24 protein-coding genes are annotated in these 23,276 nt (G+C 71.8%); 13 read left to right on the top strand and 11 right to left on the bottom strand.

What is annotated here, in order from left to right; genetic code table 11:
• The first annotated feature begins 95 nt into the window (after positions 1-95).
• A complete protein-coding gene (locus ACIBK1_RS05205) occupies positions 96-2,480 on the top strand; it encodes a DEAD/DEAH box helicase (protein ID WP_396732459.1) in 2,385 nt (794 codons plus the stop codon).
• A gap of 199 nt (positions 2,481-2,679) precedes the next feature.
• Here the strand turns inward: ACIBK1_RS05205 and ACIBK1_RS05200 are convergent, their stop codons facing one another.
• Positions 2,680-3,816: a hypothetical protein gene (locus ACIBK1_RS05200; protein ID WP_396733176.1), complete on the bottom strand. Its 1,137-nt coding sequence runs from the start codon at positions 3,814-3,816 to the stop codon at positions 2,680-2,682.
• Between ACIBK1_RS05200 and ACIBK1_RS05195 the strand changes: the two genes are divergently transcribed.
• The 7 genes from ACIBK1_RS05195 (at position 3,788) to ACIBK1_RS05165 (ending at position 9,003) form a co-directional block, all read left to right on the top strand.
• Complete coding sequence (locus tag ACIBK1_RS05195; RefSeq protein WP_396733145.1) at positions 3,788-4,417, top strand: CpaF family protein; 630 nt, start codon at positions 3,788-3,790, stop codon at positions 4,415-4,417. The two genes, ACIBK1_RS05200 and ACIBK1_RS05195, sit on opposite strands and share 29 nt — an antisense overlap.
• Complete coding sequence (locus ACIBK1_RS05190) at positions 4,414-5,154, top strand: type II secretion system F family protein (RefSeq protein WP_396733143.1); 741 nt, start codon at positions 4,414-4,416, stop codon at positions 5,152-5,154. Before ACIBK1_RS05195 ends, ACIBK1_RS05190 begins: the two co-directional genes overlap by 4 nt.
• Positions 5,155-5,307: 153 nt before the next feature.
• A complete protein-coding gene (locus ACIBK1_RS05185) occupies positions 5,308-6,063 on the top strand; it encodes a type II secretion system F family protein (protein WP_396732456.1) in 756 nt (251 codons plus the stop codon).
• A gap of 235 nt (positions 6,064-6,298) precedes the next feature.
• Complete coding sequence (locus ACIBK1_RS05180; RefSeq protein WP_396732453.1) at positions 6,299-6,790, top strand: DUF4244 domain-containing protein; 492 nt, start codon at positions 6,299-6,301, stop codon at positions 6,788-6,790.
• Positions 6,791-6,870: 80 nt separating this feature from the next.
• Entirely contained in the window at positions 6,871-7,203 is a 333-nt protein-coding gene (locus ACIBK1_RS05175) for a TadE family type IV pilus minor pilin (protein ID WP_036405542.1), read from the top strand.
• A gap of 326 nt (positions 7,204-7,529) precedes the next feature.
• The gene (locus tag ACIBK1_RS05170; RefSeq protein ID WP_396732450.1) at positions 7,530-7,922 is read left to right on the top strand and encodes an Rv3654c family TadE-like protein; all 393 of its coding nucleotides are present in this window, start codon (positions 7,530-7,532) and stop codon (positions 7,920-7,922) included.
• Between the two features lie 301 nt (positions 7,923-8,223).
• Positions 8,224-9,003: a hypothetical protein gene (locus ACIBK1_RS05165; RefSeq protein ID WP_396732447.1), complete on the top strand. Its 780-nt coding sequence runs from the start codon at positions 8,224-8,226 to the stop codon at positions 9,001-9,003.
• Here ACIBK1_RS05165 and ACIBK1_RS05160 read toward each other — a convergent pair.
• The 3 genes from ACIBK1_RS05160 to ACIBK1_RS05150 form a co-directional block, all read right to left on the bottom strand.
• Positions 8,908-9,486: an ATPase, T2SS/T4P/T4SS family gene (locus ACIBK1_RS05160; protein ID WP_396732444.1), complete on the bottom strand. Its 579-nt coding sequence runs from the start codon at positions 9,484-9,486 to the stop codon at positions 8,908-8,910. The two genes, ACIBK1_RS05165 and ACIBK1_RS05160, sit on opposite strands and share 96 nt — an antisense overlap.
• Positions 9,483-10,580, bottom strand: a complete 1,098-nt coding sequence (gene ssd / locus ACIBK1_RS05155) for a septum site-determining protein Ssd (RefSeq protein ID WP_396732441.1) — start codon at positions 10,578-10,580, stop codon at positions 9,483-9,485. Before ssd ends, ACIBK1_RS05160 begins: the two co-directional genes overlap by 4 nt.
• Positions 10,581-11,450: 870 nt before the next feature.
• A complete protein-coding gene (locus tag ACIBK1_RS05150; protein ID WP_030506769.1) occupies positions 11,451-12,227 on the bottom strand; it encodes a Fic family protein in 777 nt (258 codons plus the stop codon).
• 262 nt (positions 12,228-12,489) lie between these two features.
• Here ACIBK1_RS05150 and acs point away from each other — a divergent pair, with 262 nt between their 5' ends.
• The 4 genes from acs (at position 12,490) to ACIBK1_RS05130 (ending at position 16,978) form a co-directional block, all read left to right on the top strand.
• Positions 12,490-14,466, top strand: a complete 1,977-nt coding sequence (acs, locus tag ACIBK1_RS05145) for an acetate--CoA ligase (protein WP_030506768.1) — start codon at positions 12,490-12,492, stop codon at positions 14,464-14,466.
• 254 nt (positions 14,467-14,720) lie between these two features.
• Positions 14,721-15,221 carry a phage holin family protein gene (locus ACIBK1_RS05140; protein ID WP_030506767.1) on the top strand — a complete coding sequence of 167 codons (501 nt, stop codon included), beginning with the start codon at positions 14,721-14,723 and terminating at the stop codon, positions 15,219-15,221.
• A complete protein-coding gene (locus ACIBK1_RS05135) occupies positions 15,211-16,131 on the top strand; it encodes an alpha/beta fold hydrolase (protein ID WP_030506766.1) in 921 nt (306 codons plus the stop codon). Before ACIBK1_RS05140 ends, ACIBK1_RS05135 begins: the two co-directional genes overlap by 11 nt.
• Before the next feature lie 445 nt (positions 16,132-16,576).
• Entirely contained in the window at positions 16,577-16,978 is a 402-nt protein-coding gene (locus tag ACIBK1_RS05130) for a DUF309 domain-containing protein (protein WP_231513785.1), read from the top strand.
• A 102-nt stretch (positions 16,979-17,080) separates the two neighbouring features.
• Here the strand turns inward: ACIBK1_RS05130 and ACIBK1_RS05125 are convergent, their stop codons facing one another.
• The 3 genes from ACIBK1_RS05125 to nth all read right to left on the bottom strand — a co-directional run bounded on the left by ACIBK1_RS05125 (position 17,081) and on the right by nth (position 19,851).
• Positions 17,081-18,271 carry a MarP family serine protease gene (locus ACIBK1_RS05125; RefSeq protein WP_030506764.1) on the bottom strand — a complete coding sequence of 397 codons (1,191 nt, stop codon included), beginning with the start codon at positions 18,269-18,271 and terminating at the stop codon, positions 17,081-17,083.
• A gap of 88 nt (positions 18,272-18,359) precedes the next feature.
• Positions 18,360-19,022: an NUDIX hydrolase gene (locus tag ACIBK1_RS05120; RefSeq protein ID WP_030506763.1), complete on the bottom strand. Its 663-nt coding sequence runs from the start codon at positions 19,020-19,022 to the stop codon at positions 18,360-18,362.
• A 91-nt stretch (positions 19,023-19,113) separates the two neighbouring features.
• Entirely contained in the window at positions 19,114-19,851 is a 738-nt protein-coding gene (nth, locus tag ACIBK1_RS05115; RefSeq protein WP_030506762.1) for an endonuclease III, read from the bottom strand.
• A gap of 342 nt (positions 19,852-20,193) precedes the next feature.
• Between nth and ACIBK1_RS05110 the strand changes: the two genes are divergently transcribed.
• Positions 20,194-20,874, top strand: a complete 681-nt coding sequence (locus ACIBK1_RS05110; protein WP_030506761.1) for a Crp/Fnr family transcriptional regulator — start codon at positions 20,194-20,196, stop codon at positions 20,872-20,874.
• Between the two features lie 3 nt (positions 20,875-20,877).
• Here the strand turns inward: ACIBK1_RS05110 and ACIBK1_RS05105 are convergent, their stop codons facing one another.
• The 4 genes from ACIBK1_RS05105 to ACIBK1_RS05090 form a co-directional block, all read right to left on the bottom strand.
• Complete coding sequence (locus ACIBK1_RS05105; RefSeq protein ID WP_396732436.1) at positions 20,878-21,711, bottom strand: MBL fold metallo-hydrolase; 834 nt, start codon at positions 21,709-21,711, stop codon at positions 20,878-20,880.
• Between the two features lie 45 nt (positions 21,712-21,756).
• The gene (locus tag ACIBK1_RS05100; RefSeq protein WP_030506759.1) at positions 21,757-22,566 is read right to left on the bottom strand and encodes an NUDIX hydrolase; all 810 of its coding nucleotides are present in this window, start codon (positions 22,564-22,566) and stop codon (positions 21,757-21,759) included.
• Positions 22,567-22,659: 93 nt separating this feature from the next.
• Positions 22,660-23,121 (bottom strand): RidA family protein, encoded by a 462-nt coding sequence (locus ACIBK1_RS05095; protein WP_030506758.1) that lies wholly within the window; start codon positions 23,119-23,121, stop codon positions 22,660-22,662.
• Positions 23,121-23,273, bottom strand: a complete 153-nt coding sequence (locus tag ACIBK1_RS05090) for a DUF4177 domain-containing protein (RefSeq protein WP_076440089.1) — start codon at positions 23,271-23,273, stop codon at positions 23,121-23,123. Before ACIBK1_RS05090 ends, ACIBK1_RS05095 begins: the two co-directional genes overlap by 1 nt.
• Between the last annotated feature and the right edge of the window lie 3 nt (positions 23,274-23,276).

Here is a 23,276-nt window from a genome sequence, read left to right as displayed (position 1 = left end):
CTGAGCTGCTGGTCTCACGCCTGCGCCTGCAAGGCGTCTCGGGCTTGTGGGAACACCAGTTTATAGCCGCCGAGCTGGTTAAACGTGGCCAAAACGTGATCATTGCCACAGGAACCGCGTCCGGAAAGTCCCTGGCCTACCTGGTGCCGGCCGTCGCGGAGATCTTCTCCGGTGGCACCGTGCTCTATCTCACCCCGACCAAGGCGCTCGCCGCCGACCAGCTCAGGGCCCTGCGCAAGCTGCGGCTGACGCAGGTGCGCGCCGCGACGTACGACGGCGACACGCCGCCCGAGGAACGCCGGTGGGTCCGCCAGAACGCCAACTACGTGCTGACCAACCCGGACATGCTGCACAGGTCGGTTCTGCCCCGGCACTCGTCCTGGTCGTCGTTCTGGCGGCGGCTGCGGCTGGTGGTCGTGGACGAGTGCCACGGCTACCGGGGAGTCTTCGGCTCCCACGTCGCCCAGATCCTGCGCCGGCTGCGCCGGGTGGCCGCCAGATACGGCTCCTCCCCGGTGTTCCTGCTGGCGTCGGCCACCGCGAGCGACCCCGCCGCCGCGGGAATGCGCCTGACCGGCCTTGAGATGGCCGAGGTGACCGCGGACGCCTCCCCCCGGGGTTCGACCACCTTCGCCCTGTGGGAGCCGCCTCTGACCGATTTACGCGGGGAAAGCGGCGCTCCGGTCCGCCGTACGGCCACGGCCGAGGCGGCCGATCTCCTGGCGGACCTCGTGATCGAGGACGTCCGCACTCTCGCGTTCGTCCGCTCCCGCCGCGGCGCGGAGGCCGTGGCCCTCACCGCCCGCCGCACGCTGGAGGAGGTCGAGGCCCTCCTCGACGCCGGGCCCGCGCCGTACGGGGAGTACGCCGAGGGCGTGCCGGAGGAGGTGGGCGGCGCGGGCGCCGGCGGAGCTCTGGGCGACGCTGCGGGGAACGGCGGAGCTTTCGGCGACGCCGCGGGCGGCGCCTTCGAGACCGTGGGCGGGACCTTCGAGACCGCGGGCAGGACCTTCGACGCTGCGGGCAGGGCCTTCGACGAAATCGGCGGGCGAGAGCGGTCCTCCTCCGGGGCTGCCGAGGCCTCTCAGGCCGCCGAGACCGCAGAGGCGGGTGAAACCGGCGTGGGACGCCGGACGGACCGTGGAGGGCAGCTGGCCGACCGGGTGGCGGCCTATCGGGCGGGCTACCTGGCCGACGACCGGCGCGTGCTCGAAAAGGCCCTGCGCTCGGGCGAACTGACCGGCCTGGCCACCACCAACGCGCTCGAACTCGGCGTCGACGTCTCGGGGCTCGACGCGGTCCTCATCGCCGGATGGCCCGGCACCCGGGCCTCCTTGTGGCAGCAGGCGGGCCGGGCCGGCCGCGCGGGCCAGGACGCGCTGGCCGTGCTGATCGCGCGTGACGACCCGCTCGACACCTACATCGTCCATCACCCGGAGGCGGTGTTCGGACAGCCCGTGGAGGCCATCGTCCTCGATCCCGACAATCCGTACGTGCTGGCGCCCCACCTGTGCGCGGCCGCCGCGGAGATCCCGCTGACCGAGGACGACCTGATGACCTTCGGCCCGGCGGCGCGGGGCGTGCTCGACGACCTGGTGGACCGGGGACTGCTGCGCAGGCGCCCCACGGGGTGGTTCTGGACGAGCCGGGACCACGCGGCCGATCTGGCGGACATCCGGGGCTCTGGCGGCGCCCCCGTGCAGGTCGTGGAGGCCTCCACCGGTCGCCTCCTGGGCACGGTCGACGAGCCGTCGGCGCACGCCATGGTCCATGCGGGAGCCGTCTACCTGCACCAGAGCGAGACGTTCGTGGTCGACGTGCTCGATCTGGACGCCGGGGTCGCCCTGGTCACCGCCGCCGAACCGGACTACGCGACCTTCGCGCGCGACGTCACCGACATCCGGGTGATGGAGTCGCTGCGTTCACGGCCCTTAGGGCCCGGCACCCTGCACTTCGGCTCGGTGGAGGTCACCCGCCAGGTCGTCTCGTACCTCAAGCGGCGCGCCCAGACCGGGGAGGTCCTCGGCGAGGAGCCGCTCGACCTGCCGCCGCGCACGCTCTGCACCCGTGCGGTCTGGTGGACCCTGCCCACGCCCGCACTCGCCGATCTCATCAAGCCCGGACACGGGGTGGATCTCGGCGGGGCGGCGCACGCGGCCGAGCACGCCTCGATCGGCCTGCTGCCCCTGTTCGCGACCTGCGACCGCTGGGACATCGGCGGCGTGTCCACCGAGCTCCATCCCGACACGGGCCTGCTCACGGTCTTCGTCTATGACGGCCACGACGGAGGCGCGGGCTTCGCCGAGCGCGGGTACGCCCGGGCGGCCGACTGGCTGACGGCGACGCGGGAGGCGATCGCCTCATGCGAATGCGAGCGCGGCTGCCCGTCCTGCATCCAGTCCCCCAAGTGCGGCAACGGCAACGAGCCGCTCGACAAGGCCGGTGCCATCCGCCTCCTCGACATCCTCCTGGGCACCTGACCCCGGCGCGCGGAACACGGCAGATCGCGGACCCGCCCTTCCGACAGCGGACCCGCCCTTTCGGGAGCGGACCCGCCCTTTCGGGAGGCGTTCGGGCACGCGCTCCCGGCACGACCGCCCGCGAGGCGAACAGGGGTGGAGGTAGCCGGCGCGCACCGAAGGCACGTGATCCCGGCAGGTGCCGGGGACCACGCGACCGTCAAAGGTCGTGGTGGCGGCCGGAGTAGAGGCTGTCGTCGTCCTCCGTCCAGACGTCCGGCTCGGGCTGGCGGAGAGGCCGTTCCTGCATCTGGTCGTTGATCGTCGTACCCGCGGGCATGGCCGACGCCGAGATCACCGGCATCTGCCCGGGCAGCACCGCCGGAGACGGCGACTCGTGAGCGGAGGCCCTCCGGCCGCCCTCGTCCGGCCGTGTCGTCAACGACGGAAGCGATGCCGGCCAGTCCGGCGTGGCTCGCACAGGCGGCTCGCCTTCGGCGGGAACGGCCGGCTCCTGACCGGACACCGTGGTCTCCGTGTCCGTGTCCGTCCTCATGTCCGTGTCCGCGCCCGCGACGGTGTCCACGCCCGCGCCTGAACTTGGGACGGTGCCCGCGCCCGCGCCTGCACCCGCGATGGTGTCCACGCCCGCGCCGGCGACGGTCTCCGCGCTCGCGCCTGAACTTGGGATGGTGTCCATGCCCGCGCCTGGGATGGTGTCCATGCCCTCGGCCGTCGAGGTGACGGCGTCCAAGCGGGCCTCGGTGTCGGCGTCCGCCTCCGGGAGATTCTCGCGGGGCTTCGGCCTGGCCAGGATCACGGAGGGACGTCGCACAGGCGCCTTCCCCCGGGTCTTCGCCGTGGCGGCGCCGCTGAACGCGGCCACGCCGCTCGCCACCGTGGCGGCCTCAGGCGAGGCGCCCGTCCTTCCTGCCGCCGGCCGCGGCTCCGAGCCACCGGATCGTCCCTCGCCCGCGCTGTCACTTGTCAGTCCCTTACGCCGCAGCCAGGCGCCCAGGTTCGCGCCCGTGAGCAGCAGGACGACGGCGAGAGCGACATACACGCCGAAGCTCAGCCCGCCGAGCGGCAGGAAAGACGACTGCGCCGTCATCTTCGGATCGTCGGTCTTCTCCGGGACGACCACCGGCTCGGTCTGGTCACTGCCGCCGTTCGCCTCCGGCAGCGTGAGCTCGGTGTCCTTCGGCAGCTCGGTGTCCTTGGGCCGTGTGGCGTCCTTAGGCAGCGCCGGTTCCGCGTTCGGCACGGCGGTGGACTGGTGCGTCTTCGGAGTCTCGGCGGCGGGCGACTTGACCGTGCTCCGCGCGATCATGGCGGCCCGGCTGGCGTTCCTGGTCACGGGCGGCACCGGCACTGGCAAAACGACGATGTTGAGTGCCATGCTCTCGCTCGCCGGCCCGGCGGAGCGCCTGCTGCTGGTCGAGGACTCCGCCGAGTTGCAGCCTCTGCACCCTCACGTCGTACGGCTGGAGGCACGGCCGCCGAACCTGGAAGGCGCGGGCGGGGTCGGGCTGCGCGATCTTGTACGGCAGGCTCTCCGGATGCGACCCGACCGCCTCGTCGTGGGCGAGGTGCGAGGGGCGGAAGTCGTCGACTTGCTGGCCGCGCTCAACACCGGCCACGAGGGAGGCTGCGGCACGCTGCACGCCAACAACGCCGCCGACGTGCCCGCGCGGCTGGAGGCTCTGGCCTGTGCGGCGGGGCTCACGCGTGAGGCGGTGCACAGTCAGATCGCCGCCGCGCTCGATCTCGTCATCCACCTCGTGCGGGAGGCCGGCGGCGGCCGCCGCCGCGTCGCGGAGATCTGCGTGCTCGAACGCGGCCCGTCCGGTCTGGTGGCGGCGGCTCCGGCCCTGACCTTCGATCCGGACGGCCGGGCGCGCCGGGGCCCGTCCTTCGAGGCGCTGCGGGCACGTTGCCCGGCCTCGTGGCCGTCATGACGCCGCCGGGCGGGCTGGCTCCGGGCCTGGTCGCGATGCTTGCCGCCGCCCTCGCCGCCTGGGAGTGGGCCGGGCCGGACGCCGGGACGACACGGCTGACGTCGCTCACGCGAAGGCGGCGGCCACGGGACATGCGCAGGTTCTGGGCCGCGCTCACCCGCCGTCCACGGCCAGGGGCGACGGCGGCGGCCTGGCGTGCGGCGTCCATCGAGCTGTGCCAGAGCCTGGCAGCCGAGCTGTCGGCGGGCAGGACTCCGGGCGACGCCCTCGCGCGGGCGGTCTCCTCGGTCAACCCGCCCGATCCGGCGGCGCTCGCGCCGGTGGCCGCCGCCGCCCGGGACGGCGGCGATGTCGCCGCGGCCCTGCTGCACGCCGCCCCCGCCCGCGGCGGCGAGGGACTGGTCCGGCTGGCCGCGTGCTGGCGGGTGAGCGTGGCCGTGGGCGGGGGCCTTATCGCGCTGGTGGAACGGGTGTGTGCGTCTCTTCGGGAGGCGCAGGCCCACCGAGAGGAGGTCGCCGCCCAGCTGTCCGGCCCCCGGGCGACCGCCCGGATGCTGGCGGGCCTGCCCGTGCTCGGCCTGCTGATGGCCGCCGGGCTCGGCATGGATCCTCTGGCGTTCCTGTCCGGCGGCCCGGCGGGGTTCGTCTGCCTGGTCGTCGGGCTCGCCCTCGACGCCGCCGGCGTCTGGTGGACCCACAGGCTCGTCACCAGGGCCGAGGAAATGACGTTGCCGTGAACGGCGGCCCCGTCATCGGCGCGAGCTGTGCCGGGGCTGTCGCGAGGGGTCCGGGCGGGGTGTCACGTGGGGTGAAGAGGACGGCTGTCGTCGTGGGAGACGACGCCGGTTGCTCTTCTGGGGACGGTTGTCCTGCTGGAAGGGGAGCGAGACATGATCGCTGTACTGGCCGGGCTTCTGACCACGCTGGCCATGCTGACGTGGCCGGTTGCTCGTTCGCCGGCCGTGCGGCTGAACGCCATCGCGTCGTCGGCGGCGTCGGAGGCGCCGGCAGGAGGGCCACCGGGCGCCGCGCCGATGGGCGCGAGCGCGGCACGCCGAGGGGTGGCCGTCGCGGCACCCGCGGGGATCGCGCTGTTCCTGCTTCTCGGTGGCCTGACGGGGGCGTGCGCGGGGACGGTGGTGGCCGTCGGTCTGTTCGCCGCCGTTCGCAGGCGGGAACCAGCCGAGGTCAGGCGCCTCCGGGAGCGTATGGGGGCCGACCTTCCGTTCGCCGTCGATCTGATCGTGGCCTGTCTCCGGGCAGGACAACCGATGAGCAGGGCAGTCGAGACGACCGCCGTCGCGATCGCGGGCCCGATGGGTGAGCGCCTCTCGTGGGCGGGCGCTCAGATGCGCCTGGGGGCTCCCCCCGAGGAGGCGTGGGCCGCCTTGTCCGACGAACCGGCGCTCGCCGTCCTGGCCAGGACGATGATCCGGGCTGCGCAGAGTGGCGCGCCGGTCGCCGACGTCCTCACCCGGCTGGCCGACGACTCCCGGCGTACGGCTCAGGCGACGGCCTCCGCTGCGGCGCGGAGGGTGGGCGTCCACGCCGTCGCGCCGCTCGGGCTCTGCTTCCTGCCGGCCTTCGTCTTTCTGGGGATCGTCCCCATGGTCGCGGGCCTGGCGGGTCAGATCCTCCTGCCGTGAACAGCCTGTGGACAGTCTCATCCACACGTGTGGACAGCGAATGGGGTAAAGGGCTCAGGAGCTCAGTAATCGCCGCTCGTTCTTCCGCACATGAGGGCTTGGGTGTTGTGGACAACCGCGGCGGCAGCGCTCCTGTCCACAGAACCACGCTCGGCCCGAATCCGCCCATGCGTGATCCCGCAGTCTGGCCCCAGCACGGGCGGAGTGGCCGCCCCGAGCGGGATCAGGAGGACCGATGAGCAAGCACGCCGCGACCGCCCGGAGGAACCAGGCGGGCACGACCCTCCGGCGGCAAGACGGTGACGCTGTGGGCCGTCACAGGGCGCGGCCGGCACGTTGGGTGGCGCTCGTGCGCTCCGCGCGAAGGGCGCTGCCCGGCCGCTCCGGGCGCACATCCGCGTTCACCCGTTTCGGCCGCCTGGGACAGCGGGCGGTCCTCGGCCGGCTCCGGAACGCCGTGCAGGGGATGGGCGACGTCCTGCGGAGGTCGTCCGCCGCGCTGCGGCAGCCGGTCGTCCGAGCCTCCTGCCGCGCTCGAGAGCTGACCCTTCAGTGGGCGGTGCAGGCCGGGACGAGGGCCGACGCGGGCATGTCCACTGCGGAGTACGCCGTCGGCACGATAGCCGCCTGCGGGTTCGCCGCACTGCTCTGGAAGGTGGTCACCAGTGCCGAAGTGAGGTCGATGCTCGCCGCGCTCATCCAAAAGGCCCTGAAGCTGGCCGCCTGAGGCTTCCGGTGATGCGCTGCCGTGCGTGGACGCCGCGACCTCGGCTGGTGGACGTGCGGCCCCGGCGAAATCGAGGGTCGGTGACGGCGGAGACCGCCGTCGCACTTCCGGCCCTCGTGCTGGTGCTGACCGCCGCACTGTGGGCGGTGACGATCGTGGGCGCGCAACTGCGATGCGTCGACGCGGCCCGGGCCGGCGCACGCGCGGCTGCACGTGGCGAGGTGACCGAGGAGGTGCGTGAGGCAGTCCGGCGACTGGCTCCGGAGGGCGCCACGGTGACCATCCGCGTGGATGCGGACACCACCCGGGTCGAGGTCGTCGCGACCGTCCGTCCGCCCTTCAGGTCGCCGCTTCCGCCCGCTCGCCTCCGGGCCGCCGCCGTCTCCAGCACCGAACCCGGCGTTCTTCCGTAACTGCGCGCGGCTACGGGCGCGAACCGGTCTCCGGGCTTCCGGGAAGACCTGGTCGCTCCGAGACCAGGCGCACGCGAACGACGATCGGCTCCGAAGCCGCGAGAACGCGGTAGGGAGTTGCCCTGGACTCGGAGGCCTGGGCTCGAAGGGCCGGGCTCGGAGGCCTGGGCTTGGAGGGTCGGGGCTCGAAGGACCGAGCTAAGGGCCGGGTTCGGAGGGCCGGGGCTCGGAGGACCAGGCTCGCAGGACGAGACTTGCGGGACCTGGGCTCGGAGGACATGGGCTCGGAGGACATGGGCTCGGAAGACAGGGAGGAGCGCGGAATCGTGAGAGCGGAATTTCAGGCCCGCGGGGGCGGAGGACCCTCCAGCCGGGAACGCGGCTCGGCGACCATCTGGACGATCGCCCTCATGACCGCCGTCTGGGCGATGGCGATGGTCGTCGTCCAGGTGGGCGTCGCTCGCGTCGCGCGACACCGAGCGCAGAGCGCCGCCGACCTCGGCGCGCTCGGTGCCGCTCGCGTGGCGCTGGCGGTCCCGGATGAGGCGTGTCGTCGAGCGGGGGCGATCACGGTCGCCAACGGCGCGTCGCTGCGGTCGTGCTCGCTGTCGGGCGGTGTCGCACAGGTCGCGGTAACCGTGCGGTTCGTGGTCCCCCTCCTCGGTCCCGCGACGGCCACCGCTTCCGCATCGGCCGGCCCGGTCGGTGCCGCAGCATGAGGGAGCCACCGGGGTGGGCGGATCAGCGTGCGGAAAAGAACAAGACTGCTTACTTCCCGAGGCCCGCCCTAAGTTCGACAGCCGTGGCGGATGAGGCGTAATCGGGCGCTCAGGCAGCGGCCTGCATACGAAGCATCCGGATCTCCGTAATCCGAGACTACTTGTGTCGCAATAGAATCACGACTTCTTGGACATAGGGTCTAAGAGTGGACGGCTGGCGTACAGTGCCGCGTACTCTCAGTCGCCGTGCGTATTCGGCCGAGGCAGCCGGGGCGGACGGTTTTCCATGAAGGGATGCGTCGTGACCAGGGTTCGTAGGCTGGGCACAACGGCGATGATCGTCCTGATGGCTCTGGCGTCCACGCCGATGATCGGTGCCGCACCCGCGTACGCGGCCGACGCCGAGATCCTGTCCCCGGCGGACGGGGCGGTGGTCAAGTCGTCCGGTGCGGTGGCCGTGTCCGCGAAGACGGACTGGTACCAGATCAGCATGGCCCTGTACGTCGAGGGACCCTCCCTATCCCGGCAGAAGATCGCCTCGGGTGGCGCGAACGAGACGATCAGCGGATCCTTCGACCCCGGCGACGCCCCCAACGGCACGTTCACGGTCAGTTTGTTCGGTGAGGTCACGCACAAGACCTACGCCACCTCGACCTTTGTGCTCAGCCGTCCGCCGGAGGCCCCCTCCGGCGTCCAGGCGCAGCTCAAGAATCCCTCGACAATCCTGGTCCGCTGGGCGAAGGGCGCGGAGCCGGATCTCCAGTCGTACGAGATCGCCTCGGTCAAGGCCGGCAGGTCCGGCTCCGTCTCCGCCGACTCCGCCTGCTCCGGATCGAGCTGTCAGACGAGCATGACGCTTCCGGCAGGCATGGCCGGACAGAAGGTGGACGTCTCCGTCCGCGCGTTCCGCTCGGACGGCACCGGCGGCACCGTCGCATCGCAGCGCTCCGCGGCGGCGTACGTGACCGTTCCCGCCCCGAAGCCGTCACCGAGCCCCTCTCCTAAGCCGTCGAAGAAGCCGGGCCAGTCGGGCGGCTCCGCCCTCCACGGCGAGTTCCTCCACCGTGAACGCCCGCCGTGACGGCAGCCGCAGGGACAGGCAGGTTCCCTCAGCCGCGATCGGCGGGAGGACCGCGTGCAGGCGCACGCCGCCGGCGAGCCGGGCGTCCACATAGGGGCAGGCGTCGTCGAGACGACGCCCGGCCGCCGCGGCCAGGCGCTGGGCGAGCCTGCGGACCTCGTCGTCTCCCGGAAACGTCACGCTCGTCCTGCGCAGGCCGTCCCCGTCGTCCACCCACACCTCGCGCGGCCCGTTCACCAGGATGTCCGTGACACCCGGCTCGGCCAGCAGGGCTTCGAGCGGGCCCGCGCCGATGAGATGGGCGCGAAGCGTTCGAGCGACGGCCAGGACCTCGGCGTCGCCCAGCACGGCCCGCTCCGCGCGCAGGGCCGCCGCCACCTGGGCCTCGCTGGGGGCGGCACCGGTCTGCGACAGCCGTACGCGAACCGCCTCGACGAGATCCGCGCCGACCCCGGGAACGGTCGCCGGTCCTTGGCGGGTCACGGGCCACCTGCCCCGGCAGAGGGCAGGCCGGTCGTGCCGGTCCTGCGGGTCTCGGGGATCCCGCCGACGAGGGACTCGATCAGCTCGCCGCAGAAGCGGCCCAGCGGGGAGCGGCGCAGCGGCGGCGGGTCTCCCCGATCCAGCGTCTCCACGAGCCCGCGCACCTCCGGGAGCACACCCACGCACGGGACCGACAGGGAGGCCGCGACGACCTCAGGATCGAGCGTGCCGGCGCGCATCACCAGGCGCAGATCGCCGGTCCCCGGCCGGAGCAGCGTCACCGTCTGAGCCGCCGCGAGGGCTCCTCGCAGGTCCGCCGGAACGACGACGATCGTCGCGGCGGCCCTGGAGAGCGCCTCGGCCTCGCCTTCGCCGAGATACCGGGGCAGGTCGACCACGACGAGGTCACAGCCACGCTGCGCGGCGTCGAGCACGACACGCATCGCCTCCCGGGGGATGCGCACCGGCTCGCCGCGATGCGCCGACAACACCGTGAGCTCCCCGAAGGTGGGCAGGGCGTCCTGAAGGGCGGCGAAGCTCACCCTGCCCTCCCTGCCGACGACGTCGGGCCAGCGGGCGCCCAGGGCCTCCTCCTGACCGAGCAGCACGTCGACGCCGCCGCCGAGCGGGTCGGCGTCGACGAGGAGCGTGCGCAGCCCGCCGCGGGACGCCGTCAGCGCCAGGGACGCCGCGAGGACTGTGGCACCGGCGCCGCCCTTCCCTCCCGCGATGCACAGGACCGTGCCGGCCCTGGTCACGGGCTCGGCGGCGTCGCCGAACTCCTCCACGAGGAGCCGCTCGGCCTCGGGCAGCTCCAGCACGGTGTGCGCCCCGACCGCGACGCACCTGCGCCACATGTCGGGATCGTCGGCCGTCCGCGTCACGACGACCACGTTCTGCCGGGGCGGCGGACCCGTGGCGGCGAGATCGTCGGCCAGGTCGCCGCCGACCACGACCAGCGGAGCCCTCGTCCAGTACGGCCGGGCGTGGGCCACCGCGTGGGCGACGTCGAGTTCGACGCCCGCAGCGGCGGCGATGCGGAGCAGGTCGTCGAGGAGTTCCTGATCGTCGGTTATGGCCAGTGGGCGTGGCATCGGTGTCTCCCTGTCGTCCGGGACGACTCGGCGGTTGGGAGGACCACGATGCGAGAGGCCCCGACCGGCACGGGCGAGCGAACGGCGTTCTGTGGACGAGGCCCGGCCTGTGGACAAGACCAAGGCAGTTCAGGTCGTCCGCTTTTGGCCGCAGGGAAGTCGATCGAGAAAAAGGCGACCCCCGCCGGGGGGGGAGAGCGGGGGTCGCCTGGCGGTCCGGCTCTGGGGGGGTAGAGCCGGTCCCGTTTTAGAAGAAAGCTTTAAACAAGGGACCAGGACATGGCAAGGGTTCGAACCCCCTCAAGCCACATCGTTCCGATGGAGACACACCGTATGCTGCCTGATCACGAGAGGTACGTCGAGAACCTCTCGCATCTGAGTAAAAATTTTTCCCAGAGTCAGTGTGGCATGTCGACATACACAGTTGCAACGGGTAAGGGAAGTGGCCACGAGGAGTCACACCGATCATCTCTCGCATGCGACATTCGGTACGAATGTGGACAGAAGTACCAGAATGACCAAGGTGGCTCGGTAAAGGTCTTGGACGCAGGGGTTTCCATCACGGGGAAACGGACGTAAAAAGGGATTACGGACCTGCGGGTTCGTGTACGACATCGGGCACCCACGCGCGACCAGCCGCGGGAGGCGTGTCGAGACGGGCTTGACCCGCTCCGACAGATCAGGTGCACGCTTGGTAACCCGGTGACACGTACCGGCGACGGCGTTCCACACCAGGGACGCCGTCCGCTTTGTCCGCCCCCGGTGCACAGCGCGACCCCCGCACCACCACCGCAGGAGCAGGCTCCACACGACCCGAGCGGACCGCACCCGCCCACGCAGGCGCCGCGTACGGCGGCCCGCAAGAGCGGATCAGCGGGACATGGCCTCGCAGATCGCCGTCGTCTCACGGACGCCGTGGACGACCGCCGAGGCGCAGTGCCTCACCCACGTTCCGACACCCTCACCCGTGCCCTTGAGATACGCCCTGAGGCCCTCGGCGTACGCGTCGCCGAGGTCGGCGTGGCCCACCTCCACAACGGCCAGCGACTTGGGATCCAGGCCGAGGTCGACCAGCGTGAGCCGCTCGGCGGCGCGGGCGACCAGGCCGTCGGCGACACCGAAGGGACGCAGCACCGCCAGCTCCGCATGCACGATCGCGGCGAGCACGAGAGCGGGCGCCGCGGTGGACTCCTCGACCAGCCCGGCGAGTGCCGACATGCGGGCCGCCGTCTCCTCCGGTCCGGGCGCCGGGCCGAGCCCGAGCGGATCGGCGGTCGTGGGCGCGGTCCTCGGCCTGCCGGGGTCCGCGGTCAGCCCGGCCGCCGCCAGCGCGTGCAGCCGGGCGAGGACCTGCCGCGGCGCCGAGCGCCATGTCGGGGCCAGCCGGCCGAGCTCGGCCGACGCGCGCAGCGCACCCTGCACGACGGGATCGGTCACCTCGCCCATGCGCAGCGGCTCGAGCGGCACCTCGACGCCCTCGATCGCGGCGGACGCGCGGGCGCCGCGCAGGGCCGACTCGGCCGACACCTCGGGACTGCGCCGGCGCAGCACCCGGTGCCGATAGAGCCGGTCGACGGCCTCTCGGGCCTCCTGTACGGCCTCGGGCACGCCGGGAAGACCGGCGATCGCGGCCAGGGGATCGCTCACAGCCCCCGACCATACCCGCCGGTAGAAGGTCGTTCGCCGAGGAGGTGAGGCCGTTCAGCGCACAAAGGCGACGCCGGTCTCGGTCGGTTCGTCGCCTATCGCTAGGTTGGCAGGTTATAGGCAGTAACCGGACAAAACGCCCCCACCCCGATTACTTGTACTTGACACCGCTCGCCTGGTGAAGTGGGACACGACATACCCCAGCTTGGCCGAGGCGGCCGAACGAGAGACAACCTTTTTAGAAGCTACGAAGGAGTACGGAGTGGCCACCGAGACCCCCGGTCAGGAAACCCAGGAGACGCTGTCGAACCTGCTGAGCGAGACGCGCCGGTTCGAGCCCCCGGCGGACCTGGCTTCGGCCGCGAACGTCACGGCGGACGCCTACGAGGAGGCCGCACAGGACCGGCTCGCCTTCTGGGAACGGGCCGCGGAGCGGCTGACGTGGGCGGAGCGCTGGAACACCACGCTTGAATGGAAGCCGCCCTTCGCCAAGTGGTTCATCGGCGGCAAGCTGAACGTCGCCTACAACTGCGTCGACCGCCACGTGGAGGCCGGCCGGGGCGACAAGGTCGCCTTCTACTGGGAGGGCGAGCCCGAGGGCGACAGCCGTACGATCACCTACGCCGACCTGCAGCAGGAGGTCGCGAAGGCCGCCAACGCCCTGCAGGAGCTGGGGGTGCGCAAGGGCGACCGGGTCGCGGTCTACATGCCGATGATCCCCGAGCTGCCGATCACCCTGCTGGCCTGCGCCCGGATCGGCGCGATCCACTCGGTGGTCTTCGGCGGCTTCTCCGCCTCCGCGCTCAAGAGCCGCATTCACGACGCGGACGCGAAGGTCGTCGTCACGGCAGACGGCGGATTCCGCCGCGGCGCGCCCAGCGCGCTCAAGCCGACGGTCGACGAGGCGGTCGCCGAGTGCCCCGGCGTCGAGCACGTCGTCGTCGTACGCAGGACCGGCCAGGACGTCGCGTGGAGCGACCTGGACGTCTGGTGGCACGACCTCGTGGACCGCCAGCCCGCCGAGCACGAGCCGGTGCCGCACGACGCCGAGGACCCCCTGTACATCCTCTACACCAGCGGCACGACCGGGAAGCCGAAGGGCATCCTGCACACCACCGGCGGTTACCTCACCCAGGTCGCCTGGACCCACGACGCGGTCTTCGACCTCAAGCCCGAGACCGACGTCTACTGGTGCACCGCCGACATCGGCTGGGTGACCGGGCACTCGTACATCGTGTACGGCCCGCTCGCCAACGGCGCGACCAGCGTGATCTACGAGGGCACCCCGGACACCCCGCACCGCGGCCGTTTCTGGGAGATCGTGCAGAAGTACAAGGTCACGATCCTCTACACCGCGCCCACCGCGATCCGTACGTTCATGAAGTGGGGCGACGACATCCCCGCGAAGTACGACATGTCGTCCCTGCGGGTGCTCGGGTCGGTCGGCGAGCCCATCAATCCCGAGGCGTACGTCTGGTACCGCGAGCACATCGGCGCCGGCCGCTGCCCGGTGGTGGACACGTGGTGGCAGACGGAGACCGGCGGCATCATGATCAGCCCGCTCCCGGGCGTCACGGCCGCCAAGCCCGGCGCCGCCATGCAGCCGCTGCCCGGCATCGCGGCCGACGTGGTCGACGACCAGGGCAACTCGGTGCCGAACGGCGGCGGCGGCTTCCTCGTGGTCCGCGAGCCCTGGCCGTCGATGCTCCGGACCATCTGGGGCGACGACAAGCGCTACATCGACACCTACTGGTCCCGGTTCGAGGGGATGTACTTCCCCGGCGACGGCGCCAAGCGCGACGAGGACGGCGACCTGTGGCTGCTCGGCCGGGTGGACGACGTCATGCTCGTGTCGGGGCACAACATCTCCACGACCGAGGTCGAGAGCGCGCTGGTCAGCCATCCGAAGGTGGCCGAAGCGGCCGTCGTCGGCGCCACCGACCCGCTGACCGGCCAGGCCATCGTGGCCTTCGTGATCCTGCGCGGCAACGCCGAGGAGAGCGACAACATCGCCGCCGAGCTGCGCGCCCATGTGGCCAAGACGCTCGGCCCGATCGCCAAGCCGCGGCAGATCCTGGTCGTGCCCGAGCTGCCGAAGACCCGCTCCGGCAAGATCATGCGCCGGCTGCTGCGCGACGTGGCGGAGAACCGCTCGCTCGGCGACGTCACCACGCTGACCGACAGCTCCGTCATGAGCCTGATCGCGGAGAAGCTGCCCAGCGCCAAGAGCGAGGACTGAACGCGAGCCGCCTGAGCTCGTGAGGAAGGCGTGGACGAACGGCGTCCACGCCTTCCGCGTCTCCGGCACCGGCCGCCGGCCCGGCACGACGAGGAGCGCACGGATCGCCTGCGCCGTCATATTCCGGTCGTCTGCGGGCAGACCTCCGCGTGACGCGTCCGTCGAACCGGGTTATCCCCAGGCAAGGGCTTCACGTGCACCGTGCGCGGACGGGCACGAGATGATGTTTGATAGTCGCAGATAGGAGTTCGCTCATGCCCGAGGACGAATCGCTCGGTGCGCTGGTCGCCCAGGCGAGCCATCACATCTCGACCCTCGTACGGTCGGAGATCGAGCTGGCGAAGGCCGAGCTCAAGTTCGACGCGAAGCGGGTCGGCGTGGCCGCCGGACTGTTCGGCGCCGCGGCCTTCATGGGGCACCTGTGCCTGATCCTGGCCTCGTTCGCGATCGCGTACGCCCTCGTGGCCGTGGGGCTGGCCACCTGGCTCGCGTTCACGATCGTCACGGTGTTCTACCTCCTGATGGCCGGGTTGCTGGTCTTCGTCGGCTACCGCCGGCTCAAGGGGCTGACCGGCATGAAGCGCACCAGGCGGAGCCTGCGCGGCCTGGGGGGCCCGGAAGAGGCGGAGGAGGAGCTGCCGGAGGCGGTTCCGTCCACCGTGTCGCGGCCCGCGGCCCCGGCGCCCCCGCCGTACACGGGCCCGACCGCCGGGCAGGTGGGCGCCCACCGGGAGTCCGTGAGCGATGCCGGTTGACGAGACGCTGATCGAGGTCGACGGCCCCTGGACACACCGGACGGTGCACGCGGGCGGTGTGCGCTTCCACGTGGCCGAGGCCGGCGAAGGGCCGCTGGTCCTGCTGCTGCACGGGTTCCCCCAGTTCTGGTGGACCTGGCGGCACCAGCTTCCGGCGCTGGCCGAGGCCGGCTACCGTGCCGTCGCCGTCGACCTGCGCGGTTACGGCACCAGCGACAAGCCGCCGCGCGGCTACGACCTGCCCACGCTGGCCGTCGACGCGGCGGGCCTGGTGCGCGCGCTCGGCGAGACGAGCGCGATCGTGGTGGGCCATGACTGGGGCGGCCTGCTGGGCTGGACGATGAGCGTCCTCGACCCGAAGGTGGTGCGGCGGCTGGTGCCCGTCTCGGCGCCGCATCCGCTGCGCATGCGCTCCGCGCTGTTCACCGACCCGCTCGGCCAGCTCAAGGCCAGCCGGTACGCCCTGGGGTTCCAGCTCCCCTTCCTGCCGGAGCGGAAGCTGGCCCGCAAGGGCGGAGCCGCGGTGGGCAGGCTCGTCGAGAGGTGGGCCGGACCGCAGTGGCCCGGCGACGGCGTCACGGGGGTGTACCGGGAGGCGATACGGCTCCCGGCGGTGGCGCACTGCGCGCTGGAGTACTACCGCTGGTTCGCCCGATCCCAGCTCCGCCCCGACGGCTTCCGCTACGCCCGGCAGATGCGCGCGGAGATCGAGGCGCCGACGCTGCAGCTGCACGGCGCGCTCGACCCGTGCATCCTGCCGCGGACCGCCCAGGGCTCCAGCAGGTTCGTGGCCGCGCCGTACCGGTGGCGGCTGATCGAGGGCGCCGGGCATTTCCCGCACGAGGAGCGCCCCGAGCAGTTCAACGCCGAGCTCATCTCCTGGCTCTCCGACCCCGAACCCGACCTCTGAGCCCGACTGCCGAGTCCGACCACCGGGTCCCACGGCGAACCCCGCGCTGGGCCCGCCGCCAAGCCCGTTCCGACCCGAGTCCGCCGCTGAGCCCGCCGCTCAACTGGGCCTCTGACGTGCCGCGGGGCACCAGGCACCGTCTGCGGCCGCCGGTCCGGCACACCGCCCTAACAGCCCGTGACCGCTCCCGGACGGCCGCCCCTGCTGCCGGATCGCTACCCGTGATCTTGTAGAAGATAGTAGAAATGTGCCCTGAAGTGGCTCAACTTCCTGGTTGATCTCCGGGCGATCCGGGAGTCGCCGGGGGCTTGCGCCGCTCCGAACCGCCCACGCGCCCTGCGGAGAGACCATGCGTGACCGTGACGAAGCGGGTCGCCCCCGCAATGCGCGCCCTCGCGACGAGTACGGCAGGCCGCTCCCCAGAGGCACAGAGGGAGTGCCCCGGGTGCCGGACGACTACGCCCCCACAGCCGAGGAGGCGCTGGAGGAGGCCAGGAAGCTGCTCGCGGCGGGCCGGCCGTTCCATGCCCACGAGGTGCTCGAGGCCCGCTGGAAGACGGGCCCGGACGAGGAACGCGAGTTGTGGCAGGGGCTCGCGCAGATATGCGTCGGTCTGACGCACATCCAGCGCGGCAACCTCTCCGGCGCCGCCGCCCTGCTGACCCGCGGGTCCGCCCGGCTCGGCGCGTACGGCTCCACCCGGCCCTACCGGCTGGACCTGCGGGCCCTGGCCGTGGAGGCCGACGCGGTCACGACCGCCATCGATGAGGGGAACGCCGACGCCGGCTCCGCCATCGCCGCCATCCTGACCCGTCTGACTCCGGCTCCGCCGAGGACGCCCTCCTGACCCGCCTGGCGCCTGCTGTGCCAAGGCTGCTCTCCTGACCCCGCCTGACGCCGGCTCCGGCTCTCCCGACCCGGCCAGCCCCCGCATAGCGACGCGGGGGGGCTAGTCGCAGTCCTGGGTGCCCACGCGGGCGACGGCGGCGCTGCCGTCCTTGGCGTCGGCCATGACCTCCTCCGCCGTGAGGGCGTAACCCGTCTCGGGCTGGTCCGTCGCGGCGGCGAAGATCACTCCGAACACCCGGCCGTCCGAGCTCAGCAGCGGGCCGCCGGAGTTGCCCGGCTGGACCTTGCCCCTGATGGCGTAGACCTCGCGCTCGACCTTGCGCCGGTTGTAGATGTCGAACGACTCGGCGCGCTGCTTGATCCTGATGCGCGCGGCGAGCGGCGTGAAGGGGTGTCCCTTCGGGTAACCCGCGATGATCGCGTTGTCGCCCTTGTCGGCGTCCAGGTCGAAACGCAGCCCGTTCATCGGAAGGCCCGGGACGAGCAGAACCGCGATGTCACGCTCGGGGTTGTACAGGACGACCTGGGCGTCGTACTGGTTGCCCTCGTAGTCGGTCACCCGCAGTCCCTCGGTGACCCCGGCGACGACGTGCGCGTTGGTCATGATCCGCTGCCGGGCGTAGACGAACCCGGTTCCCTCGATGCGCTTGCGGCAGCTCGGGGCCGTGCCCTGCACCTTGACGATCGCTCTGCGGGCCCGTACGAGGGCGGGGCTGCTGTTGATCAGGCTCTGGTCCGGCGGGGGCACGTTCTGGCCGCCGATGGACGTGATGACCTGCGGCCACTCCGACGTGTTGACGAAGTCCCTGAAGCGCTTCTGCAGCGCCCCTACGCCGTCCGGGATGGCCTCGTCGACCGTCCCCCACACGACGGATCCGTTGATCTGGTCCTTGATCAGCGGCTGGCCGATGCTCATCGAGACCATCAGGGAGCCGATCAGCCAGGCGATGGCCAGAACCGACAGGCCGCTGGCGACCGAGCCGCCGAAGGCGTCGACGGCCTTGGCCGGCTCCCAGGTGACGTGACTGCGGGCCACCGCGCCGATGGTCGAGGACGCGAACTGCCCGATCGTCGCGGCCAGGAAGACGATGACGATGGCTAACAGGGCCCTTTCGATGTCACCGCTGACGATCGCTCCGGCCAGGGGCGGCGCGATGAACAGGCCAAGGACGGCGCCCCCGATGAATCCGATGAAGCTGAAGGCCCCGATGATGAAGCCCTGCCGGTAACCGGATACCGCAAAGGCCACAACCAGGCCGATCAGAATGAGATCCAGAAGATCGCCGCGCACAGTTTCCACGGTATAGGCACGCCAGTCGTCGTGTGCGGGCGTCTGCCGGGTCTCGTCGCCATACGCGGCGTACGAGCACCTCGCCGGGTCAGCCCCGCGCGGCCAGGTCGACGACCTCGGGGGGAAGATCCTCGACCCGTGAGCGGTCCCAGGGACGCTCGAAGCCGGCCGCGGTCAGCACGCCGTCCAGCACGCCGGCGGTGAACCCCCACACGAGCAGGCCGCGTACGCGGAACGCCACGGAGGGGACGATGCCGGCCGGGTGGCGCAGCCGCAGCCGGTTGGCCGGGTCCACGAGCTCCGAGACCGGGACCCGCTCGACGGTCTCGACCTCGTCGGGGGACGCGGCGTGCACGGCGCAGGGCGTGTGCCACCAGGCGAGCACGGGCGTCACCCGGTTGTCGCTGCGCCAGACGTAGAGCTCGGGCATGGTGCCGACGACCTCGACGCCCGAGGGGTCGAGCCCGGTCTCCTCCTGGGCCTCGCGCAGGGCCGCACCGATCGGGCCGTCGTCACCGGGATCGACGCCGCCGCCGGGGAACGCGGGCTGGCCGGCGTGCACCCGGCCCTTCGAACTGCGCTGGATGAGAAGGATGTCGGGCCCTTCGGGCCCCTCGCCGAACAGCAACAGCACCGCGGCCGAGCGGCCGGCGCCGTTCGCCGGCGGCCGCAACGCGGTGGGAACAGGGCTGTGCGCGGCCTTCGCGGCCAGCTCCGTCAACCAGGGGGGAGCCACTGACCACCTCCACATCGTCACACCGCATCGTCACACGGGGCATGCGCGGACCCAGGCGTGCCGTACAACCACGCGAGAGCGTCCGAGCTTCCCGATTACCGCAGACTTATGAGAACGGTCCCGGTCGCACCAGCTTGCGCGCCTCGTCCGCGTCCGTGGGGCCGGTGCCGTACGACGGGCAGAGCGCGGCGAGGGGGCACACCCCGCAGGCGGGCTTCCTGGCGTGGCAGATGCGCCGCCCGTGCCAGATGAGCCGATGCGACAGCATCGTCCACTCGGACTTGGGGATCAGCTCGCCGACCTCGTGCTCGATCTTCACGGGATCGGTCTCGGTCGTCCAGCCGAAGCGCCTCGTCAGCCGCTGGAAGTGCGTGTCGACGGTGATCCCGGGGACGTCGAAGGCGTTGCCGAGCACGACGTTCGCGGTCTTGCGGCCCACACCGGGGAGCTTGACCAGGTCGGCGAGCTTGCCCGGAACCTCCCCCTTGTGGTGTTCACACAGAGCTTGCGCCATCCCGATGATGCTGTTGGCCTTCGCCCGGAAGAACCCGGTGGACTTGATGATCTCTTCGAGTTCGGCGCGGTCGGCCCCGGCGTAGTCGGCCGCGGTGCGGTACTTCGCGAAGAGCACCGGAGTGACCATGTTGACCCTCTTGTCGGTGCACTGCGCCGACAGGATCGTGGCGACCAGCAGCTCCAGGGGGTTGCCGAAGTCGAGTTCGCAGTGAGCGTCGGGATAGGTCTCGGCCAGGATCCGGTTGATTCGCCGCGCCCGCCGCACGAGCCCCAGGCGGGTCTCGGCCTGGCGCTGACGCCGTCGGGGAGCGGCCGTGTTCGTCGCCATGCCGCAAGCGTAGGGCCTCGCATCCTCGGCCCGCGCCCAGGTCATGGCTTGCCACACATGCCACATATCCAGCCTGTATTTGCCAATTTGTCCCTACGCTGCGCAATACACTGTGCCCGTAGGGGGACGACCGGCTGCCCGAGCCGGTCGAGCGCGCAGTGGGCGTAAGGATAGGTTTCCGCCAAGATTGTGTTGTTTCGCCAGGCACGACGCACACCAGTGCGAGCCGGGAGCCATGCCCATGCGACGTAACGGGACACCCCGCAATACGTCGTGGAAGGTGTGGGTCACAATGGCTAGCACGGAGCCGGCGACCGAGCGCGCCCGCAGCAAGGAGGCACCGTGAGCACCGAGGAAGTACTGAGCAAGGCGCCGCTGTTCTCCGCGCTCGACCGCGAGAGCGCCGCGGCTCTGCGTACGAGCATCACCGAGGTGGAGCTGCCCAAGGGCCGCACCCTCTTCAGTGAGAACGAGACGGGCGACCGGCTCTACGTGGTGCTCGAAGGCAAGATCAAGCTGGCGCGCACCGCCCCGGACGGCCGGGAGAACCTGCTGAGCGTGCTCGGCCCCGGCGAGATGTTCGGCGAGCTGTCGCTGTTCGACCCCCGCCCGCGTACGGCCTCTGCCATCGCGCTGACCGACGTGCGCCTGGCCGGGCTCGGCCACGACGACCTGCGGCCGTGGCTGACCGGCCGGCCCGAGGTCGCCCTCCACCTGCTGCGCGCCCTGGCCCAGCGGCTGCGCCGCACCAACGACGTGCTCGCGGACCTCGTCTTCACCGACGTCCCCGGCCGCGTCGCCAAGCAGCTCCTCGATCTGGCCGACCGCTTCGGGCAGAAGACCGACGACGGCATCCGGGTGCACCACGACCTCACCCAGGAGGAGCTCGCCCAACTTGTGGGCGCCTCGCGGGAGACGGTCAACAAGGCCTTGGCCGACTTCGCCCAGCGCGGCTGGCTGCGCATCGAGGCCAAGGCCGTCGTGATCATGGACAGGGAGCGGCTCTTCAACCGCTCCCGCTGACCGCTAGAGCGTCTTGAGGTAGTTGAGCTGGGCCGCCACCGACATCTCGGCGGCCGGCCACAGTGACCGATCCACGTCGGCGTAGACCATCTCCACGATCTCGCGCGCGTCTCTCGCGCCCCTGCGGATCGCCTCGCGGATCTGGTCCAGCCGCTCGCGCCGGTGGGCGATGTACGCGTCGAGCACCCCGGATGGATCGGGCAGGACGGGCCCGTGCCCCGGCAGCAACACCGCGGCCTCCAGCATCTCGGCGCCCTGCCTGAGCCTGTCCAGGCTGCGCAGGTAGTCGCCGAGATCCCCGTCGGGCGCGATGACGGTCGTCCCCCGGCCGAGGATCGTGTCGCCGGTCAGGATCGCCCGGTCGCCGGGCAGCCAGAAGCACAGCGAGTCGAACGAGTGCCCGGGCGTGCCGACGACCCGGACCTCCACGTCGCCCGCCGTCACCACGTCGCCGTCGGCCAGTCCCTCATCGCCCAGGCGGAGGCGCGGGTCGAGCGCCCGCACCGGCGCGCCCAGCATCCGCCTGAGCGTCGTCGCGCCCTCACTGTGGTCGGGGTGGCCATGCGTGAGCAGGACGGCGGTCACCCGGCGGCCGTCCACCCGCTCGGCGACCCGCCGCAGGTGCGCCTCGTCGTCCGGGCCGGGGTCCACGACCAGTACGGCGTCCGCCCCGCCGACGATCCACGTGTTGGTGCCGTCGAGGGTCATCGGCGACGGATTGGGCGCCAGCACGTTCACGGCGCTCGCCGTGCCCGCGCCGTCAAGGCCCCCGGAGGCGTCACGACCGGCGCCGCCACCACCGACGCCGTCCGGTCCGGGGATGCGCAGGCCGCTCACTCGGCCGCCTTTCCTGTCTCGGGAATCATCAGCTCTCAGGAATCATCAGCTCTCGGGAATCACGAGCACCATCCGCCCGTCCACCTCGGCGGGCTCCGGCATGACGGTCGTGATCGACCGGGGGCAGGCGAGCACGTCGCCGGCCGACTCGAACGCCGCCATCTCGGTCAGCGTCCGGAAGGTGGGCGGCAGCATGCGCGCCGTTCCCGCCCTCGCGGCGGCCAGCGCGTCGCCCGGCCGCATCCAGGCCACCCCCGACGCCTCCCCGCCCACGTCACGCGTACGCTGCCCGGGAGGCAGAGCCGCCACGAAGAAGCGGGTGTCGAAGCGCCGGGGCTCCATGACGGGCGTGATCCAGTGCGCCCACGCCTTGAGCAGGTCGGACCTGAGCACGAGACCACGCCGGTCGAGGAACTCGGCGAACGACAGCGTGCGCGCGATCAGCGCGAGGCGGTCGGCCTCCCAGTCCGGGCCGGTCGTGTCCGTCACCACCGTGTCCCGGCCGGGCCCGGCCAGGAGCACGCCCGACTCCTCGAACGTCTCGCGTACGGCGGCGCAGACGAGGCCCCGGGCCGTGCGCTCGTCGGCCCGGAAGACCTCGCCCCACTCGGCGGGCGACGGGCCCGCCCAGGCCACCATGTGGTCGGCGTCCCGCGGGTCGACCGACCCGCCGGGGAACACGTAGGCGCCGGCGGCGAAGGCCATCGTGGCCTTGCGCCTGAGGAGGTACACCTCCAGAGGGCTGTCACGCAGCAACACCACCGTCGCCGCGTCCCTGGCGGGGACGGGAGCCAGGCGGCCGGCGAGGAACTCCCGCGCCCGTTCGCCGACCTCGCCGGGCAGCGGAAACCCCATGAGGCCCTCCAGAACAACAATCGGGTCAACCGGCCCCCATGCTCCCCCACGCGTTCACGGAACCGCAAACCCCGGTTCCGGCCCGCCGTACGGTCAGCGGACCTCCGCGATGACCTCCACCTCGACCGGGGCGTCGAGCGGGAGGACCGCCACGCCGACCGCGCTCCTCGCGTGCTTGCCCGCCTCGCCGAACACCTCGCCGAGCAGCTCGCTGGCGCCGTTGACGACCTGCGGCTGTCCGGTGAAACCGGGAGCGCTCGCGACGAACCCGACCACCTTCACGATCCGCACGACCTGCGACAGGTCACCCACCAGCGCCTTGATGGCCGCCAGGGCGTTGACCGCGCAGATGCGCGCCTGTTCCTTGGCCTCCTCGGCCGAGACCTCCGCGCCGACCTTGCCGGTGACGCCCAGCTCGCCCTTCACGAGCGGAAGCTGGCCGGAGGTGTAGACGTGATCGCCCGTCCGTACGGCGGGCACGTACGCGGCCAGCGGGGGCACGACCTCGGGCAGCGTGAGCCCGAGCTCGGCGAGGCGCTCCTCCGGGGTGGCCATCACTTCGGCCGCTTCATGTAGGCGACCAGTTGCTCGGGGTTGGGCCCCGGAATGACCGAGACGAGCTCCCACCCGTCTTCGCCCCAGTTGTCCAGAATCTGCTTCGTGGCGTGCGTGAGCAACGGCACGGTGACGTATTCCCACTTGGTCATGGG

Origin of the sequence: Microbispora rosea, from assembly GCF_044460045.1 — a bacterium.
Taxonomy (GTDB): domain Bacteria; phylum Actinomycetota; class Actinomycetes; order Streptosporangiales; family Streptosporangiaceae; genus Microbispora; species Microbispora rosea.
Note: the sequence above shows the minus strand (reverse complement) of the source record. Positions and strands in the feature narration are given on the sequence as shown.

Bases quoted from the DNA above. Each gene is read 5' to 3' on its own strand.
- ssd (WP_396732441.1), bottom strand. From the start codon at position 10,580: ATGCCACGCCCACTGGCCATAACCGACGATCAGGAACTCCTCGACGAC.
- ACIBK1_RS05185 (WP_396732456.1), top strand. From the start codon at position 5,308: ATGATCGCTGTACTGGCCGGGCTTCTGACCACGCTGGCCATGCTGACG.
- ACIBK1_RS05195 (WP_396733145.1), top strand. From the start codon at position 3,788: ATGGCGGCCCGGCTGGCGTTCCTGGTCACGGGCGGCACCGGCACTGGC.
- nth (WP_030506762.1), bottom strand. From the start codon at position 19,851: ATGGCGACGAACACGGCCGCTCCCCGACGGCGTCAGCGCCAGGCCGAG.
- ACIBK1_RS05140 (WP_030506767.1), top strand. From the start codon at position 14,721: ATGCCCGAGGACGAATCGCTCGGTGCGCTGGTCGCCCAGGCGAGCCAT.
- ACIBK1_RS05095 (WP_030506758.1), bottom strand. From the start codon at position 23,121: ATGGCCACCCCGGAGGAGCGCCTCGCCGAGCTCGGGCTCACGCTGCCC.
- ACIBK1_RS05120 (WP_030506763.1), bottom strand. From the start codon at position 19,022: ATGTGGAGGTGGTCAGTGGCTCCCCCCTGGTTGACGGAGCTGGCCGCG.
- ACIBK1_RS05100 (WP_030506759.1), bottom strand. From the start codon at position 22,566: ATGGGGTTTCCGCTGCCCGGCGAGGTCGGCGAACGGGCGCGGGAGTTC.
- ACIBK1_RS05135 (WP_030506766.1), top strand. From the start codon at position 15,211: ATGCCGGTTGACGAGACGCTGATCGAGGTCGACGGCCCCTGGACACAC.
- ACIBK1_RS05180 (WP_396732453.1), top strand. From the start codon at position 6,299: ATGAGCAAGCACGCCGCGACCGCCCGGAGGAACCAGGCGGGCACGACC.
- ACIBK1_RS05190 (WP_396733143.1), top strand. From the start codon at position 4,414: ATGACGCCGCCGGGCGGGCTGGCTCCGGGCCTGGTCGCGATGCTTGCC.
- ACIBK1_RS05090 (WP_076440089.1), bottom strand. From the start codon at position 23,273: ATGACCAAGTGGGAATACGTCACCGTGCCGTTGCTCACGCACGCCACG.